The organism is Devosia nitrariae (assembly GCF_030160115.1).
In the GTDB taxonomy this organism is placed as follows: domain Bacteria; phylum Pseudomonadota; class Alphaproteobacteria; order Rhizobiales; family Devosiaceae; genus Devosia; species Devosia nitrariae.
In genome coordinates, this window is sequence record NZ_BSNS01000001.1 from 75328 (window position 1) to 90576 (window position 15249).

Annotated in this window: 17 protein-coding genes; 9 read left to right on the top strand and 8 right to left on the bottom strand. The window is 63.5% G+C overall.

All coding sequences use genetic code 11. The features are described 5' to 3' along the window. Nucleotides 1–215 precede the first annotated feature (215 nt). Nucleotides 216–1418 carry a pyridoxal phosphate-dependent aminotransferase gene (locus tag QQK18_RS00425; RefSeq protein WP_284338298.1) on the top strand — a complete coding sequence of 401 codons (1203 nt, stop codon included), beginning with the start codon at nucleotides 216–218 and terminating at the stop codon, nucleotides 1416–1418. A gap of 57 nt (nucleotides 1419–1475) precedes the next feature. Here QQK18_RS00425 and QQK18_RS00430 read toward each other — a convergent pair whose 3' ends face one another. Beyond that, entirely contained in the window at nucleotides 1476–2594 is a 1119-nt protein-coding gene (locus tag QQK18_RS00430) for a hypothetical protein (protein ID WP_284338299.1), read from the bottom strand. Between the two features lie 309 nt (nucleotides 2595–2903). Here QQK18_RS00430 and QQK18_RS00435 point away from each other — a divergent pair, with 309 nt between their 5' ends. Both QQK18_RS00435 and QQK18_RS00440 read left to right on the top strand, forming a co-directional pair. Next, nucleotides 2904–3458 carry a 2'-5' RNA ligase family protein gene (locus tag QQK18_RS00435; RefSeq protein ID WP_284338300.1) on the top strand — a complete coding sequence of 185 codons (555 nt, stop codon included), beginning with the start codon at nucleotides 2904–2906 and terminating at the stop codon, nucleotides 3456–3458. Nucleotides 3459–4550: 1092 nt separating this feature from the next. Then, nucleotides 4551–5420 (top strand): SDR family NAD(P)-dependent oxidoreductase, encoded by an 870-nt coding sequence (locus QQK18_RS00440; RefSeq protein ID WP_284338301.1) that lies wholly within the window; start codon nucleotides 4551–4553, stop codon nucleotides 5418–5420. On the opposite strand, the gene QQK18_RS00445 is transcribed toward QQK18_RS00440, so the two are convergent. The 4 genes from QQK18_RS00445 to greA all read right to left on the bottom strand — a co-directional run bounded on the left by QQK18_RS00445 (nucleotide 5383) and on the right by greA (nucleotide 8474). Then, complete coding sequence (locus tag QQK18_RS00445) at nucleotides 5383–5892, bottom strand: YqhG/Tai3 family protein (protein ID WP_284338302.1); 510 nt, start codon at nucleotides 5890–5892, stop codon at nucleotides 5383–5385. The two genes, QQK18_RS00440 and QQK18_RS00445, sit on opposite strands and share 38 nt — an antisense overlap. A 17-nt stretch (nucleotides 5893–5909) precedes the next feature. Continuing rightward, nucleotides 5910–6803 carry a LysR family transcriptional regulator gene (locus QQK18_RS00450; protein WP_284338303.1) on the bottom strand — a complete coding sequence of 298 codons (894 nt, stop codon included), beginning with the start codon at nucleotides 6801–6803 and terminating at the stop codon, nucleotides 5910–5912. A 67-nt stretch (nucleotides 6804–6870) separates the two neighbouring features. Further along, nucleotides 6871–7821 (bottom strand): thioredoxin-disulfide reductase, encoded by a 951-nt coding sequence (gene trxB, locus QQK18_RS00455; protein WP_284338304.1) that lies wholly within the window; start codon nucleotides 7819–7821, stop codon nucleotides 6871–6873. A gap of 179 nt (nucleotides 7822–8000) precedes the next feature. Further along, nucleotides 8001–8474 (bottom strand): transcription elongation factor GreA, encoded by a 474-nt coding sequence (greA, locus tag QQK18_RS00460; protein WP_284338305.1) that lies wholly within the window; start codon nucleotides 8472–8474, stop codon nucleotides 8001–8003. 283 nt (nucleotides 8475–8757) lie between these two features. Here greA and QQK18_RS00465 point away from each other — a divergent pair, with 283 nt between their 5' ends. Beyond that, complete coding sequence (locus tag QQK18_RS00465) at nucleotides 8758–9906, top strand: PQQ-dependent sugar dehydrogenase (RefSeq protein ID WP_284338306.1); 1149 nt, start codon at nucleotides 8758–8760, stop codon at nucleotides 9904–9906. Between the two features lie 64 nt (nucleotides 9907–9970). Here QQK18_RS00465 and QQK18_RS00470 read toward each other — a convergent pair whose 3' ends face one another. Together QQK18_RS00470 and QQK18_RS00475 are read right to left on the bottom strand one after the other, a co-directional pair. Then, nucleotides 9971–10180, bottom strand: a complete 210-nt coding sequence (locus tag QQK18_RS00470) for a cold-shock protein (protein WP_284338307.1) — start codon at nucleotides 10178–10180, stop codon at nucleotides 9971–9973. 271 nt (nucleotides 10181–10451) lie between these two features. Continuing rightward, a complete protein-coding gene (locus QQK18_RS00475; protein ID WP_046106902.1) occupies nucleotides 10452–10661 on the bottom strand; it encodes a cold-shock protein in 210 nt (69 codons plus the stop codon). A gap of 475 nt (nucleotides 10662–11136) precedes the next feature. Between QQK18_RS00475 and QQK18_RS00480 the strand changes: the two genes are divergently transcribed. Next, the gene (locus QQK18_RS00480) at nucleotides 11137–12132 is read left to right on the top strand and encodes a class I SAM-dependent methyltransferase (RefSeq protein ID WP_284338308.1); all 996 of its coding nucleotides are present in this window, start codon (nucleotides 11137–11139) and stop codon (nucleotides 12130–12132) included. Nucleotides 12133–12193: 61 nt separating this feature from the next. After that, nucleotides 12194–13228, top strand: a complete 1035-nt coding sequence (gene ltaE, locus QQK18_RS00485; RefSeq protein WP_284338309.1) for a low-specificity L-threonine aldolase — start codon at nucleotides 12194–12196, stop codon at nucleotides 13226–13228. 32 nt (nucleotides 13229–13260) lie between these two features. Here ltaE and QQK18_RS00490 read toward each other — a convergent pair whose 3' ends face one another. After that, nucleotides 13261–13548, bottom strand: a complete 288-nt coding sequence (locus QQK18_RS00490; RefSeq protein WP_284338310.1) for a hypothetical protein — start codon at nucleotides 13546–13548, stop codon at nucleotides 13261–13263. A 286-nt stretch (nucleotides 13549–13834) separates the two neighbouring features. On the opposite strand from QQK18_RS00490, the gene QQK18_RS00495 reads away from it, so the two are divergent. The 3 genes from QQK18_RS00495 to QQK18_RS00505 are packed head-to-tail and all read left to right on the top strand — an operon-like array spanning nucleotide 13835 to nucleotide 15240. Beyond that, a complete protein-coding gene (locus tag QQK18_RS00495; RefSeq protein ID WP_284338311.1) occupies nucleotides 13835–14416 on the top strand; it encodes an SDR family NAD(P)-dependent oxidoreductase in 582 nt (193 codons plus the stop codon). Next, the gene (locus tag QQK18_RS00500; protein ID WP_284338312.1) at nucleotides 14413–14655 is read left to right on the top strand and encodes an SDR family oxidoreductase; all 243 of its coding nucleotides are present in this window, start codon (nucleotides 14413–14415) and stop codon (nucleotides 14653–14655) included. Before QQK18_RS00495 ends, QQK18_RS00500 begins: the two co-directional genes overlap by 4 nt. Nucleotides 14656–14664: 9 nt before the next feature. Next, on the top strand, nucleotides 14665–15240 hold the full coding sequence (locus tag QQK18_RS00505) for a TetR/AcrR family transcriptional regulator (protein ID WP_284338313.1): 576 nt from the start codon (nucleotides 14665–14667) through the stop codon (nucleotides 15238–15240). The last annotated feature ends 9 nt before the right edge of the window (nucleotides 15241–15249 follow it).

Sequence of the window (15249 nt, forward strand, 5' to 3'; positions counted from 1 at the left end):
CCCCCGAAGCGGCGAGGGGACCCTGTGGATGCGCACTATCCCAACACGCACCGGATTCACCTCGCCCCTCCGGGGAGAGAGCCTGCCCCGGACTTGATCCGGGGTCGACGGCGAAGCCGGCGGGTGAGGGGTCTTCCTGTGTTCACTGCCGTGGTGCTTGTGTTGGCTCCTGTCAGGTCCTATCACTCCCCGGGCTTGAAAAGCGGAGGAAGAGAATGGGGTTCCTGTCGGACGCGTTGGGACGCGTGGCGCCGTCAGCGACGGTGGCGATTTCCCAAAAGGCACGGGAGCTGGCCCGGGCGGGCAAGGACGTGATCGCGCTCTCGGCCGGTGAGCCCGATTTCGATACGCCCGAGCACGTCAAGCAGGCCGCGATCCGCGCCATGGCCGAGGGCAAGACCAAATACACCAATATCGACGGCATTCCCGAATTGAAGGAAGCGGTGGCGGCCAAGTTCCGGCGCGACAACAGGCTGGAGGTCACGGCGGCCGACTGCTTCGTCGGCTCGGGCGGCAAGCAGATCATCTTCAATGCGTTGCTGGCGACACTTAATCCGGGCGACGAGGTCGTGGTGCCGGTGCCCTATTGGGTGAGCTATCCGGAAATCGTTCGGCTCTGCGGCGCCGAACCGGTGCTCGCGCTTGCGGACGCCTCGACCGGCTTCAAGCTGTCGCCCGAGGCGCTGGACAAGGCGATCTCGCCGAGAACCAAGTGGCTGATCCTCAACACGCCGTCGAATCCCTCGGGCGCCGCGTACACGGCCGAGGAGTTGCGGGCGCTGGCCGACGTGCTCCTCGGGCACCCGCACGTCCATATCCTCACCGACGACATCTACGAGGTGTTGGTCTATGACGGCGGCACGTTCACGACGATCGCGCAGGTCGAGCCACGCCTCATAGCGCGCACGCTGACCATGAACGGCGTTTCCAAGTCACACGCCATGACCGGCTGGCGCATCGGCTACTGCACGGGCCCGCGCGAGCTGCTGGCGGCGATGACCAAGCTTCAGGGGCAGTCGACGACAAATCCATCTTCCATCTCGCAATGGGCTGCGGTCGAGGCGCTCAACGGACCGCAGGACTTTCTCAAGGACTGGCGCGAGGTCTTCCAGCGCCGGCGCGACCTAGTGGTTTCGGGCCTCAACGCCAATACCGGGCTCGATTGCCTGACGCCGGAGGGGGCGTTCTACGTCTTTCCGAGCGTCAAGCGGCTGCTGGGCAAGACCAGCGCTGGCGGAGCGAAGCTCGAGACGGATGAGGATTTCGTGCTGGCGCTGCTCGAGGAAACCGGTGTCGCGCTGGTGCACGGGACGGCATTTGGCCTTGCCGGCCATATGCGGCTTTCCTATGCGGCATCGGACGCAGAGCTTGCCGAGGCAGTTGCGCGGATCCAGCAGTTTTGCGCAGGTATCCGATAGATCGATCGCTACCGACCGGACGGGCGGGTGGTCTGGTCGCTGTGAGGGCGGAGCCGACTACAGGGAGGTGACTGACCTGAACCAGTTCGCCGATCCCGATGCGCCGCCCGTCGCGCTTGCGAGCATGTCCATGAGCTTGTTGGTCTGTTCGTAACTGGCCACGGCCGTCTGGTAGAAGGCCTCGCTCCAGCCGGAGGCCTGCCGCTCCTCAGGGGTCATGGCGGCATAGAGACTGATGATGTTGTGGCTGAAGGCGGTGGGCGTGCCAGCTCTGGCGGCATTCTGGAAGGCCGCGTTGAGCGCGGCGCCGCTGCGGGCACGCAGGCCTCCTTCAGCCGCCCGGACCTCCTCGCTCGAGAACTTGCCGCCTTCGTTAAGGGTGATTGCCGAGAGCATGCGGCTGTCGAAGGCGCTAAGATCGATATAGGCGCCGATGGTGGTGTTCTTGTTGAAAGTGGGGGCGCGGCCACCGGCGATGGCCTCGCCATAGAGTTCGTCCAAGGCATTGCGCGCGTCGTCCGCGACGTCGCCGAAATCGCGCGGCGGCACGGTCTCTTCTGCCTCGCGCAGCGCAAGATAAAGCGCGACCGGGTCGTCCTCGATCGCGGGGAGTGTCTTTGGATCGGCCGAGAGCTGCTTGATGGCTTGGGTAAGTGCGGCCCGGGCGGATTTCCAATCGTCCTCGCTCTTTTCTTCGGGTCCGAGCCCGTCGAGATAGGCCGCCGCCGCCTTATAGAGGCCGAGCCAGGAGCCGGTGACTTCGGCGACCGCCGCAGGCCCCGCCATGGCGGCCTCGAAGCGGCGCTGCATCTCGAGGCTGGCGGCTTCCTGCTCGTCGGGCGTGAAGAGGTCCTCGCTATTGCTGGAAATGGCATAGAGTTCGCGATGATCGAGGCTGGCCAAATCGAGGGCGAGCTTGCCGTCTTCAAGCGGAGATTGCCGTTTGGCCTCGCTCAGGAGGCCGCGCAATTTGGCGCGGGCCTCCGCGACGACGGTGGTGAAGTCCTTTTCCTCGAGCGCCGCCTGTGCGGCCTGTGAGAGGGTCACGGTCGTGGCGAGATCGCTCTTTCCGGCGTCCGAGGAGAGCGAACTGCTCGCAAGCGGGCTGGTATTGGCCGAATTCTGGGCGGCGGTATAGTAGTTCGCGGCCTTATAGGCGGTGTTTACGACGGACATGAGCGTGGTCTCCGGCGGCGGCTATCCGTTGCGATGCAAGGAGCGTGCCGTAGCGAGAGGCCGAAAATCGGGGAGCATGGCACCAGCATGGGGGCAATATTTGCCTGGTGCCGGGCAAGTTCCGCCGGTAAGCAAAAAGGCCCTGCCCGAGGGGATGGGCAGGGCCTTACGGTCCAACCGCCGCAGCGGCTGACCAGTCGGGGCAGGCGGTAACCCGCGCTGCGATCTGATGAATTGCAGTATCTTTTATCCCGGCTCTGCACACAAACGCGAAGCGGGAAACGCTGCCATGCACAAACGGGGGAGGCGATGGAATATGCAATAACGCTGCGGCTTGATACCGCCGCGGACGCCGACGTCAGGGGCATTTGGCAGGCGGTGGCGGACGCCGGCATCGGCGACTACATGCTGCGTCTCAATTATCCGCCACATCTGACGCTGGCCATCGTCGACGAAAAAACGCCGACGGCCGTCGTCGAAGCGGCGTTCGATGTGCTGGATAAAGGATCGCCGGTCGCATTGCAGCTCGGTGAGGTTCGGCGATTCGAGGGAACGTCGGTGGTGTGGTTAGCCGCTGATAGGGGTGCACATCTGGCGAGCTTGCACCGGATGCTTATGGCCAGCCTACCGGAAGAATGCGTCCATCCGCACTATCGAGCTGATGTCTGGGTGCCGCACGTAACGCTTTATCAGCACGGAGACATGCCCGAGCAGGCTGAAGCGATCGCCAAAACACTTTGGTCGCCGCCGCGTCCGGTGTCGGGCAGTCGACTCGAGCTTGTGCAGTTCCCGCCCGTTGCCGTGCTGCGCAGTATGGCGCTCGGCACAAAAAAAGAGGCTCCAGCCGAAACTGGAGCCTTATGACTGGGCCGAAGCCAAATCGAAAGTATGGCAGAGAGGCGAGGGAGGAGGATACGCCGTCTGCCGGTTGGGCTCTGCACCGAGGGAGGAGGAAACGGTGAGAACCCGGTGTCGGCGCAGCGCGAGTCCGTGGGAGGAGGATACGGAGGGCGCCGCAGCGACAATGGGAGATATAGATTTTGACCGACTGGTCAGCAATACAAGTTTATACATGTCAGCCATGCGCTTCTTGCAGCGACATTCTGTCCGGGTGCACAACAGCTGCGCGCCCGCTGTGTCAGACCGTCAGTGGGGCGGTTCTGCAATTCTGAACCAGAACGGGCTCCTGGATTGTCGCACGTTCGAACAGCAAAAGTGATGTCCATCCGAGAATAAGTCTGGGACAGGCTCTTGGCTGAAAGCGCTCCGGGTAACGCGCGACAAGAAAAAAGGCTCCACTCTGCGAGTGGAGCCTGGTGACCGGCCGAAGCCAAATCGAAAGTGGTGGCAGAGGCGAGGGAGGAGGTCGCGCCATCTGCCGGGGTCCTTGCCGAGGGAGGAGGATCGGCCTGAACCCGTGCCGCGAAACCAGCGATCCGAGGGAGGAGGAATCGGATGGCGTCTCAGCGACAAGACCAATATGGGACCACTACCCCCGATCTGCAAGAGAGGGGGTCACATGTCAGCCATGCGCTTGCCGCAGATTCGCTATGCTGGAAAAATAAAGGCCTCGCCTGAGGGGAGGCGAGGCCTAAAGGTTGTGGAGCTTGCGCCCCACAAGGAGGGAACGCAGCAAACGCCAGGGAGGGAGGAGGAAAGCGCTCGCTGTGTGAGGGGGTATGTATTCACGACTCGCCAAGTCGGCAATCCCGTCACTGACATGTCAGGTATGCGCCGATTGCATGGCTATTGGATAACCAATTGATTTTATTAGGTCTTCCGCAGTGCAGTCAGAATTCTGCGGTACGATTGACGCCCATGACGGCAGTTTTCGGGACAGGGGCGTCCGGCGTCCGGCGTCCTCGCGCAGCGGCAGGGTTACATCGCGGTTTTCGGTTACCTATAGTGTCTGAGTAGCCATGCGCGGACCGGAATTGCAGCCATGGAGCTTGACCCGTGGACCATTCCTTCACGACCATTGTCGTCACCGGTTCGACGGACGGCTTGGGCCGGGCCGTTGCGTTGGAACTGGCCGCCCCTGGTAGGCGGCTGATTCTGCATGGGCGCGATCTCGAACGGGGCGAAGAGGTGCGCCGCGGAGCGGTGGAAAAGGGGGCACAAGCGCAGTTCCACCGCGCCGACTTCGCATCGTTGGCCGAGGTAAGGGCTTTGGCCGAGACCATCGGCCGCGAGGTGGACAGGGTGGATCTGCTCATCAACAATGCCGGCATCGGCTTCGGACCGCCGCTGCAGCGCCGGCAGACGAGCGTGGACGGGCTGGAATTGCGGCTGGCGGTCAACTATTTGGCGCCTTACCTCCTCACTGAACTGCTGAGGCCACTCATCCTCGCCCGCCCGCCATCGCGGGTCATAAACGTCGCCTCAGCCGGCCAGCATCCCATCGATTTTTCCAACCTGATGCTGACTGAAGGGTACAGCGGCTCGCGGGCTTATCGGCAGGCCAAGCTTGCCATGATCATGTGGACCATGGAGCTGGCCGCCGAACTCGGACCGCAGGGCGTGACGGTCGTGTCGCTGCATCCGGCCCCATTCATGAACACCACCATGGTGCGTCAGGCATGGGGCGTACCGATGAGCAGTGTCGCCCAGGGCGTGGCGGCCGTGATGAATCTCGTCGAGATGGACATTCCGCCCGAGCTCAACGGCGCCTATTTCAACGGGCTCAGCCGGGCGAGCCCGCATGCGCAGGCGCAGGACGTAGAGGTACGCCGGCAATTGGTGGAGATGACGCGCAAACTCGTCGGGCTCGACGCAGAGGTAGGAGCAGTCACTCGAACGTGGACACCAGGGTCTTCCTCAGCGTGAAGCCTGGCTCGTAGCCGATATCGCCGCCGGTATCATAGGCAATGTCATCGATGCGCCAGAGGGTCTCGCCATAGCGGCCCTCGACCGTCACCAGGAACAGGGTGTCCTCGTAGTCGCCCACCGGCTCGTCCGGAAATGTGTGCCGCACCGTCACTTCCGCGGTGTCGGCCGACTGGCTCGCGACGGCTGGTGTGCACTGCGGGCTATAGTCGGAAGCTCCCGACCAGGGCACGCCATCGCCCAGTGGTGGCTTCTCGTCCGGCTGCGCGGTCTGGAGGGCGTCGTTGCGCTCGAGGGCAGCATCGATCGCTGCATTGAGCCCCGTGGTCATCGCCGAGCGCACGGCTTCCATGTCACCGCCGACCAGACCGATACAGAACATCTCGCCGATCATGGCGGGGCCGGAGGGTGGGGATTGTGCAAACGCCGGGGCGGATGCGAGGAGGGTGATCAGGACGGAAGACAGCCGCATTTTGACGGACTCCTGCGTCAGAAGCTCCATTCGCGTGCCTTGCCGACTAGGAAGTCCCGGAAGACGCCCACGCGCTTCGAGCTTTTCAGGGCCGGCGGGTAGACGAAATAGGCCTCGTATTCGGGGATTTCGATCTCGGACAGAACCCGCACCAGCCCGTCCTCCTTCTCGGTCACATAGTCCGGGAGCATGGCGATGCCGATGCCGGCGCGGGCGGCCTGCATCATGCCGTAGATCGCGTTGACCCTGAGAGCGGCGCGGCGCGGACTGTTGTCGGGACGACCTAGGCGCTCAAGGAAGTTGATATCACCCAGATACGAGGGCACGGGCTCGCCGAACGAGATGATGCGGTGGTTGTCGAGGTCCTCGATGGATTTGGGCGTGCCGATTTCGTCGATATAGCTTTGCGAGACGTAGAAGTGATTGTGCACCGTGAAGAGCTTGCGCTGGATCATCTCGGACTGATTGGGCCGGTGCAGCCGGATCGCCACGTCCGCCTCGCGCATGGCAAGGTCGAGTTCGGCGTCGTTGAGGCGGATCTCGAGCTGGATCTGCGGATAGAGCCGCAGGAACTCGTCTATACGCGAGGAGAGCCAGGTTGAGCCGATACCGACGGTGGTGGTCACGATGAGTGGGCCCGTCGGCGCGTCCTGGCTTTCGGACATCTGCGTTTCGACCTGTTGGAGCTCCCAGTGCATGCGATGGGCCGTACGGAAGAGCTGCTCGCCGACTTCCGTCAAAACCAGGCCCCGTGCGTGGCGGATGAAGAGCTTCAAGCCGAGATCATCCTCGAGCGCCGATATCTGGCGGGAGACTGCCGACTGGCTCATGCCCAGCTTCTCGGCGGCATGGGTGAAGCTGCCCGACTCGGCCGCGGTGTGAAAAATGCGGAGCTTGTCCCAATCGAGCATGTTACGACGCTTCCCCCTCTTTGACGTGGTGCCGCCCCCGATCCGAGGACGGCCTACGCCTGTTCTTTTATTCCGCCGCTTCGGCGAGATCGTGTTCGGCGAGGAACCGTTCGGCGTCCAGCGCAGCCATGCAGCCCAGGCCGGCAGCGGTAACTGCCTGGCGATAGACGTCGTCGGTGACGTCGCCCGCCGCGAAGACGCCGGGAATATTGGTCTGGCTGGTACCGGGCTTGACCAGGAGGTACCCGCCCGGCTTCATGTCGAGCTTGCCGGCGAAGATCTCGGTCGAGGGGGCGTGGCCAATGGCAACGAATACTCCGTCGACAGGCATTTCGTATTTCTCACCGGTCAGCCGGTTGCGCAGCACCGCGGCCTCGACCGACCGGGGCATGTCCGTGCCCTTGATGTCGACGATCTCGGTATCCCAGACAACTTCGATCTTTGGGTTCTTGAAGAGCCGCTCCTGCAAAATCCGCTCCGCCCGGAACTCGTCGCGCCGGTGCACCACGGTGACCTTCTGGGCGAAATTGGTCAGGAACAAGGCCTCCTCGACGGCAGTGTTACCGCCGCCGATAACGATGACATTCTTGCCACGGTAGAAGAAGCCGTCGCAGGTTGCACAGGCAGAAACGCCGAAGCCCTGGAAATGCTGCTCGGACGGCAGGCCCAGCCATTTGGCCTGGGCGCCGGTGGCGATGATGAGGCTGTCGCACGTATAGACCGTGCCGCTGTCGCTCGTGAGCGTGAAAGGGCGCCGATCGAGATCGACCGAAACGATGATGTCGTTGACGATCTTCGTGCCGACGTGCTCGGCCTGCGCCTTCATCTGGTCCATGAGCCATGGGCCCTGGATGACATCGGCGAAGCCGGGATAGTTCTCGACGTCGGTGGTGATGGTCAGCTGCCCGCCAGGCTGCATCCCCTGGATCATCACCGGTTCGAGCATTGCGCGCGCTGCATAGATGGCGGCCGTGTAGCCGGCCGGCCCAGAGCCGATGATGATGACCTTTGCGTGCATGGCGACGCCTTTTCGTGAATTGCGAGATCAAGCCCCGCAACTAGATAATGGGCATCACCAGGGTCTTTCAAGACAAAGTCTTGTGGCGGACGAGCGCGAGGGCCGCAGACTCACTGAAAAGTCACACCGTCAGCACCACCTGCCCAAAGGTTGGGCAGGATGTGCCGACGGAGGCGGCGTCAGACGTACTGGACGCGCAGAATCTCATAGCTGCGGGCACCGCCCGGAGCGGCGACTTCGAACGATTCGCCTTCGCCCTTGCCGATCATCGCCCGCGCGATGGGCGAGGAGATCGAGATGCGGCCGGACGAGGCGTCAGCCTCGGGGTCGCCGACGACCTGGTAGGTCTTTTCCTCTTCGGTATCCTCGTCGACGAAGGTCACGGTCGCGCCGAACTTGACCGACGAGCCGTTGAGCCTGGTCACGTCGATGATCTCGGCGAGCGCCAGAATGGTCTCGAGTTCCTGGATGCGGCCCTCATTGAGGCTCTGCGCCTCCTTGGCGGCCGAGTATTCGGCGTTCTCGGACAGGTCGCCATGGGCGCGCGCTTCCTGGATCGCCTCGATGATGCGCTTGCGCTCCTCGGACGTGCGGCGCTGATACTCGGCCGTGAGAGCCGTGTGACCGGCGGCGGTCATGGGGATCTTTTCCATCATCTGCCTCCATAGGCTCGCAGCCGGTGCGGTCTCATCGCCGCCTGCCGGCCCCGACGTTTCGTGGCGGCGCCCGTGACCGCACCCAGTCGGTCGCGGATGGACGCCATACATGCAAAAGCCCCCTGCCTTGGATGCTCGACATCCGAGTCAGGATAACTTTTTCGGGAAATCGGTCCCAAGTTGCCCTTCCCGCGCGTTGCGGTCAAGCCGGGACACGCCGATGACATAGTGTCATCCCAGGCCAATGCAAGTGATCCACAAGGTACAAGGGAGCCGTGGAATGAAATTCCTGCGATCTGGCAAACGGATAGCCTCAACAGTCGTCATTGCACTGATGGCCGCTGGAGCATCTGCGCAGACGATGGAGAGCAGCATCGGTACACTGGAGGCGACCGTTGTGGCTGACGGGCTCGACCATCCCTGGGCGGTGGAGTTCCTGCCGGACGGGCGCATGCTGGTGACGGAGCGTAGCGGCACAATGAGGATCGTTGCAGACGGGGACGTGGGCGAACCCGTCGCGGGCGTGCCCGAAGTGAGAGCGCGCGGGCAGGGCGGGCTGCTGGACCTCGCCATCGCCCCCGATTTCGAAACGAGCGGGCGCATCTACCTTTCCTACTCTGAACCGGCCTCGAGCGCCGGCCGGCAGCGCGGCTCGGGAACGGCGGTGATGGCCGCGACCCTCAACCTCGACGAGACCGGAAGCGGATCGCTCTCGGACCAGTCGGTCATCTTCCGCATGAACAATTATACGCCCAGCAACCGCCATTTCGGCTCGCGTATCGCTATCGGCAATGACGGCAATCTCTTCGTCACGCTCGGCGAGCGCGGGGATGCGGAGCGGGCGCAGGATCCGGCGGACCTTGCCGGAGCGGTCGCACGCATCGCGCCCGACGGCTCAGTGCCGGCCGACAATCCGCAGCCGGAAGGCTGGGCCGCGGAGCTGTGGAGCATCGGGCACCGCAATCCGCAGGGCGCGGCGATCCGTGCGAGCGATGGTCAATTATTCATCGTCGAGCACGGTGCGCGCGGCGGCGACGAGGTCAATATGCCGCGCCCAGGCGCCAACTATGGCTGGCCGGTCATCACCTACGGTGTCGACTATTCGGGCCTGCCGATCGGGGAGGGGACGGAAAAGGAAGGGCTGGAACAGCCGCTTCACTATTGGGACCCCTCGATTTCCCCCTCAGGCCTCGATTTCGTCAGCGGCGATCTCTTTGCCGAATGGGAGGGCGATCTGATCACCGGAGGGCTCAGCGGACGCACCATGGTCAGGATCGACCTCGAAGGCGATACCGTCGCCGATACCGAGCCACTGTTCGAGGGGCAGGTCGGGCGGGTGCGTGACATCAAGACGGGACCGGACGGGGCGATCTATGCGGTGATCGACGACAGCCCGGGGCCGATCTATCGCATCGCGCCGGCAGGTTAGGGCGCGGCAAAGGAAAAGGCGCAGCCGCAGGGCCGCGCCTTTTTCGTTCCAAGCGCGTTTCCCGTCAGAGCGCGGTCAGGTTATCGGCTGTGGATTTGCCGGTACGCTTGTCCTGAACGATCTCGTAGTTCACCTTCTGTCCCTCATCGAGCCCGTCCAGGCCCGAGCGCTGGACGGCGGTGATATGAACGAAAACGTCCGCCCCACCCTCGTCCGGCTGGATGAAGCCGTAACCTTTTTGACCGTTGAACCATTTAACGGTGCCAGATGCCATTTGATGCGTCCCTCATACAAGTCCATGTGTTGGGCTGGTGCGGTGCCGCTCCCTCCCAGTTTCAATCGAATTTCCGGTTCAACGATTGCACGCGCTTGGCCCCGCGCTTCGTCCATCGGTCTGCCGCAAATATTCGACCGTGAATTTCTAGACTGAAAACTTGACGCCTTCAATATCCCTGATTCGCGGCAAGACACTGGCACCGATGGCTAAAATGCAAAAGGCGCGCCCGGCCGGGCGCGCCCTTCAAAGCTGGCAGAAGCGAAGCGGCTCAGGCCGCCGACAGGTTGTCGGCAGCGGACTTGCCGGTGCGCTTGTCCTTGACGATCTCGTAGTTGACCTTCTGGCCTTCGTCGAGCCCGTTGAGGCCCGACCGCTGGACGGCGGAGATGTGGACGAATACGTCCGCCCCACCTTCGTCCGGCTGGATGAAGCCATAACCTTTTTGGCCGTTGAACCACTTAACGGTACCAGTCGCCATGATCATTCCCTCGTGCAGTCTGCTGTTGTGAACTCCGGCCCCCCGGGCCGATGTTCGGTTTGGCTATCGAAATATCGGATAGTGACGTCAGCAGTCGGCAAGAGTTCGCCAAGGCATTTCGGTCGGCCGCAATATTCGATGCGGAAGTCTTACCTCGAAATGGTTCCATGGGCAACTGCGTTTGCGCACAGCTTCGCACCCGCGCTGACCAGCAGTCGGGCGAGAACAAGAGGGGACCAAATTTCGGACCGGACCACGCGAGCGAGGCGCCGGCACAGAAGAAGGCGGCGGAGCCGCAATACCGTCACGGCAAAGCGCCGGACAATGCTTCTCTTCTAAGACGAGTCTGGCCCGTGCGCTAGTGTGCGCAATGTCGCACGGCAGGCGTACGCCGGCACCACTTGCATTTCGCCGCTGTTTACGGCACATCCGCGCGTGCCGGCGTCCTGCCGGTCCTTCCTTGGATATCCTCGTCTTGATCAAGGCGTTTCATTCCTCCGGCGACATGGTCGCCGACCGGCGCGCGGACTATGCCCGGCGCCTCGCTGAAGCCGGCGACTTCAGCAGCGCGGCCGAACTTATCGAGCAGGCGCTCGAGCTTGTGCCCGTCTGGACGGCCGGCTGGGACTTCCTCGGGCTCTACTGCGAGAAAGCCGGCGACATCGCCGGGGCCATATCGGCCTGGCGGCACCTCGAAGCGCTCGACGATGCCGGCATTTTCGGAGCTCAGCTCAAGCTCGCTGCCCATGGCGCGGCGAGCGCCGGCGATAGCACGGCAGTCGGCTATGTCGAGGCGCTCTTCGACCAATATGCGCCGCGTTTCGAGCGCGCGCTCGTTCAGAGCCTCGGCTATCGCGTACCCGAGCGGCTCGATGGGTTCATTGGTGAGGTGATGGCCGAAAAATCAATCGCGGCCTTCGCGGAGGCCATCGATCTCGGCTGCGGCACCGGACTGATGGGCGAACGGCTGCGCAGCAAGGTCTCGTTTCTCGAAGGTGTCGACCTTTCAGCGGCCATGATCGCCGAGACCGGCCGCAAGGGCATTTACGACCGGTTGGCAAAGGCCGAGCTCGTTAGGTTCCTCAACGACTACGGCACCGGGGTCGATCTCATCACGGCGGCCGACGTCTTCATCTATTGTGGCGTCTTGCCGCCGGTGCTGGCAGCGGCGGCGCGGGTCATGCGACCGGGGGCGCTTCTCGCCTTCTCGCTCGAGGCCCATGACGGTCCCGAGCCGCAGTTCCTGCGGCCATCGCTGCGTTATGCGCACGCACCCGAGCCCACGCGCCAGGCGATCGCCGATGCCGGGCTCGACATCCTCAGGTTTGAGCGGGCGGCGCTGCGACAGGACCGTGGGGCGCCGATCGAAGGTCTGCTGATTGTTGCGCAGAAGCCGCCTGCGGCGCCGGTCGTGCTGGATCTGGCTGGCGAGACCGTCATCGCCGACATGGAGCCGGAAGCCATCAATTGATCGGCCGGTGACAACGATGCAGGCGGCGGTTAGTAGACACCCTTTATCCCAAGAGCCCGCCATGACCGTCATCCGCTACGACTTCCGCTCCGATACCGTCACGCGCCCGGGCGCAGGCATGCGCCGGGCGATGGCCGAGGCGGAGGTGGGGGACGACGTCTTCGGCGACGATCCGACGGTCAGCCGGCTCGAGGCCGTGGCCGCCGAGCGGCTGGGCAAGGCCGCGGCGGTCTTTGTGCCCTCGGGCACGCAATCGAACCTTGCCGCGCTCATGAGCCATTGCGGGCGCGGCGAGGCCTTCATTGCCGGGCAGGACGCCCATTGTTACCGCTACGAGGCAGGGGGAGCGGCGGTGCTGGGCTCGCTGCAGCCGCAGCCCATCGCGCACGCGGCAGACGGCACACTGCCGATCGAGGAGGTCGCGGCCGCGATCACCGGCGGCAGCGACGCGCATCTCGCCCCAACCAGTCTCATCGCGTTGGAGAATACGTCCGGCGGGCAAGTGCTGCCGATCGCCTATATGGGCGAGGTGGCGGCACTGGCGCGACAGCACGGGCTCGGTCTTCATCTCGATGGCGCCCGTGCGTTCAACGCGGCGATCAAGCTCGGGATCGACATGGCCGAGTTGGTTGCGCCGTTCGATACGGTGTCGGTCTGCCTCTCCAAGGGACTCGGCGCTCCGGTGGGCTCGGTGTTGGTAGGTAGCGCCGAGCTCATTGCCAGGGCACGACGCATCCGCAAGATGCTGGGCGGCGGCATGCGGCAGGCCGGCATATTGGCGGCGGCGGGACTCTACGCGCTCGAGCATAATGTCGAGCGGATGGCGGATGACCATGCGCGCGCCCGGCGGCTCGCCGAGGGATTGGCGCGTTATCCCGCGCTCGCGGTTAAGATGCCGGACACCAACATCGTCTTCGTCGACAGCGACGCCGCTATCGGCGAACCCCTCGGGGAGCACCTTGCCGCCAACGGCGTCGGCATAACCGGCCGCTACGGTCAGCACCGGTGGGTCACGCATCTCGATATCGATGACGCCGCGGTGGATGCGGCGCTGGGGATGGTCGGCCGGTTCTTCGACGCCCGGCAGGGGAACTGAGGCAGCCGCCCGGGCACCGCTAAGGGCCTCAGTCATCCCCAGTCGTCGTCTTCATCATTATCGTCGCCATCGTCATCGTCCCAGCGATCGTCGTCCCAACGATCATCATCATCATCGTCGTCCAAACGATCGTTGCGGTGGACCGCCCAGAAGGGCATCCAGCGACCGTCGATCCGCCGCCAGTAGCCGTAGATGCCACCATCATCTTCGGCGAGTAGGAAGGTGGCGCCATTGCGCGGCAGATCGAGAGCCGAGGCCGGCAGGGGCAGGCCGGCCATAAGCGTGGCGGCGAGAATGGGAAGGATGGTCTTGCGGTTCATTTCCGTCTCCTCGATTGCGGCCCGCGAGGGCCTCGGCAGGGGAGACGGATGGGAACGCGGCCTATTCCATCAGGACGACGGGGAGGTACCGAGTTCCCTGAGTCGCGCCTCGGCGACCATGGCGATCACGTCCAGCGGCAGAGGGTCTGCGTGCTCTGTAGCGTATCCTTCGCCTTGCGATAGGGCGCGATGGCGGCCTCATAGGCAGGCGGGCCGGAAGGGATTTGACATCGCCGCCAAAAAAATGAGTTAGTTAGCTAACTAAATTTTTGAATGGAGACTGGGAATGCAAGACTGCTGGGAGACAAGGCACGCGAAAATCGATGCTGGCAGGTTCGGACCCTGGGCGGTGGTGACAGGGGCGTCCTCGGGTATTGGACGGGAGGCGGCAAGCCAAATTGCCGCGAACGGGATCAATCTGGTGCTGGTTTCCAGGCGGAGAGAGGTTCTTGCCAGTCTTGGAGAGGAACTGGCCGCGCGCCACGGGATCGCGTTCAGGGTCATAGAGGCTGACCTTTCGCAATCCGGCGCCGAGAAAGCGGTTATCGAGGGGACCGGGGACATCGATGCGGGACTGCTCTTTTCAAGTGCGGGAACCGGACAGCCCGGCGCATTTCTTGCCTTCAAGAGCGAGCAGTTGCGCGAGATCGTACATCTCAACGGGTTATCGCATTTGCTGCTGACCCACCATTTCAGCCAGAGATTCGCGCGACGCGGCAGGGGCGGCACCTTACTCGTTTCCGCACTGGGCGCCGACAGCGGCATTCCCTTTCATGCCGTTCCGGCTGCAGCCAAGGGGCTTGTCAACACGCTTGGCCGCAGTCTTCATCCGAACTCAAGCGGTCGGGCGTCGGGATTAGCGTGTTGATCGTGACACCGACCGACACGCCGCTCGTTCAGAAAATGGGACTTGATGGGTCGGCCATGCCGATGAAGCCGATGCCGGTCGAACAGTGTGTCGGCGAGGGGCTGGACGGGTTGAACCGTAACAGGATGATCATCATGCCGGGTCTGTTCTTCCGCATTATGAACAGGCTCGTGCCGCATGGATTGGTGCGGGCGATGACCGGAAATATGATGCGCAAGAGTACGACTTTTGTGAGTTAGGAGCGATAATTGGCGAAAGACGGAAAGGCTGCTGCTCGCGGCAAACAAGAGCGGCTGGTATCGGCGGCGGTGGAGCTTGCGCACCGCCAAGGATACCGCAAGACCACACTTGCCGATCTGGCTGAGGCGGCGCAGGTGCCACTCGGCAATGTCTACTACTACTTCAAGACCAAGGACGATATCGGTGAGGCCATTGTTCAGCACCGGGAAAGCGAGTTCGAGGCGATGCGCGCGCATCTCGATGGGCTGCCGACCCCGAAGGCGCGCCTCGTGGCGTTCGTGGATATGACAATGAGGAACGCAGCAACCGTGGCCAAGCACGGTTGCCCGATGGGCTCGCTATGCGCCGAGCTTCTGAAGGACGGGGGGCAGCTGGCGGAGCGCTCAAACGCGCTCTTCGCCAAGCCGATGGATTGGATGGAGCGTCAGTTTTCGGCCCTCGGTTACGCCGACGCCGCCGCCGATCTCACCCTGCAGTTGCAGTCGTCGCTGCAGGGAGCGTCGCTGATGACCCAAAGCTTTCGCGACCCGGCCCTTCTTGAGCGTGAAGGGCGCCGGCTGAAGTCCTGGATCGAGGCGCTTTAGATCGTGACG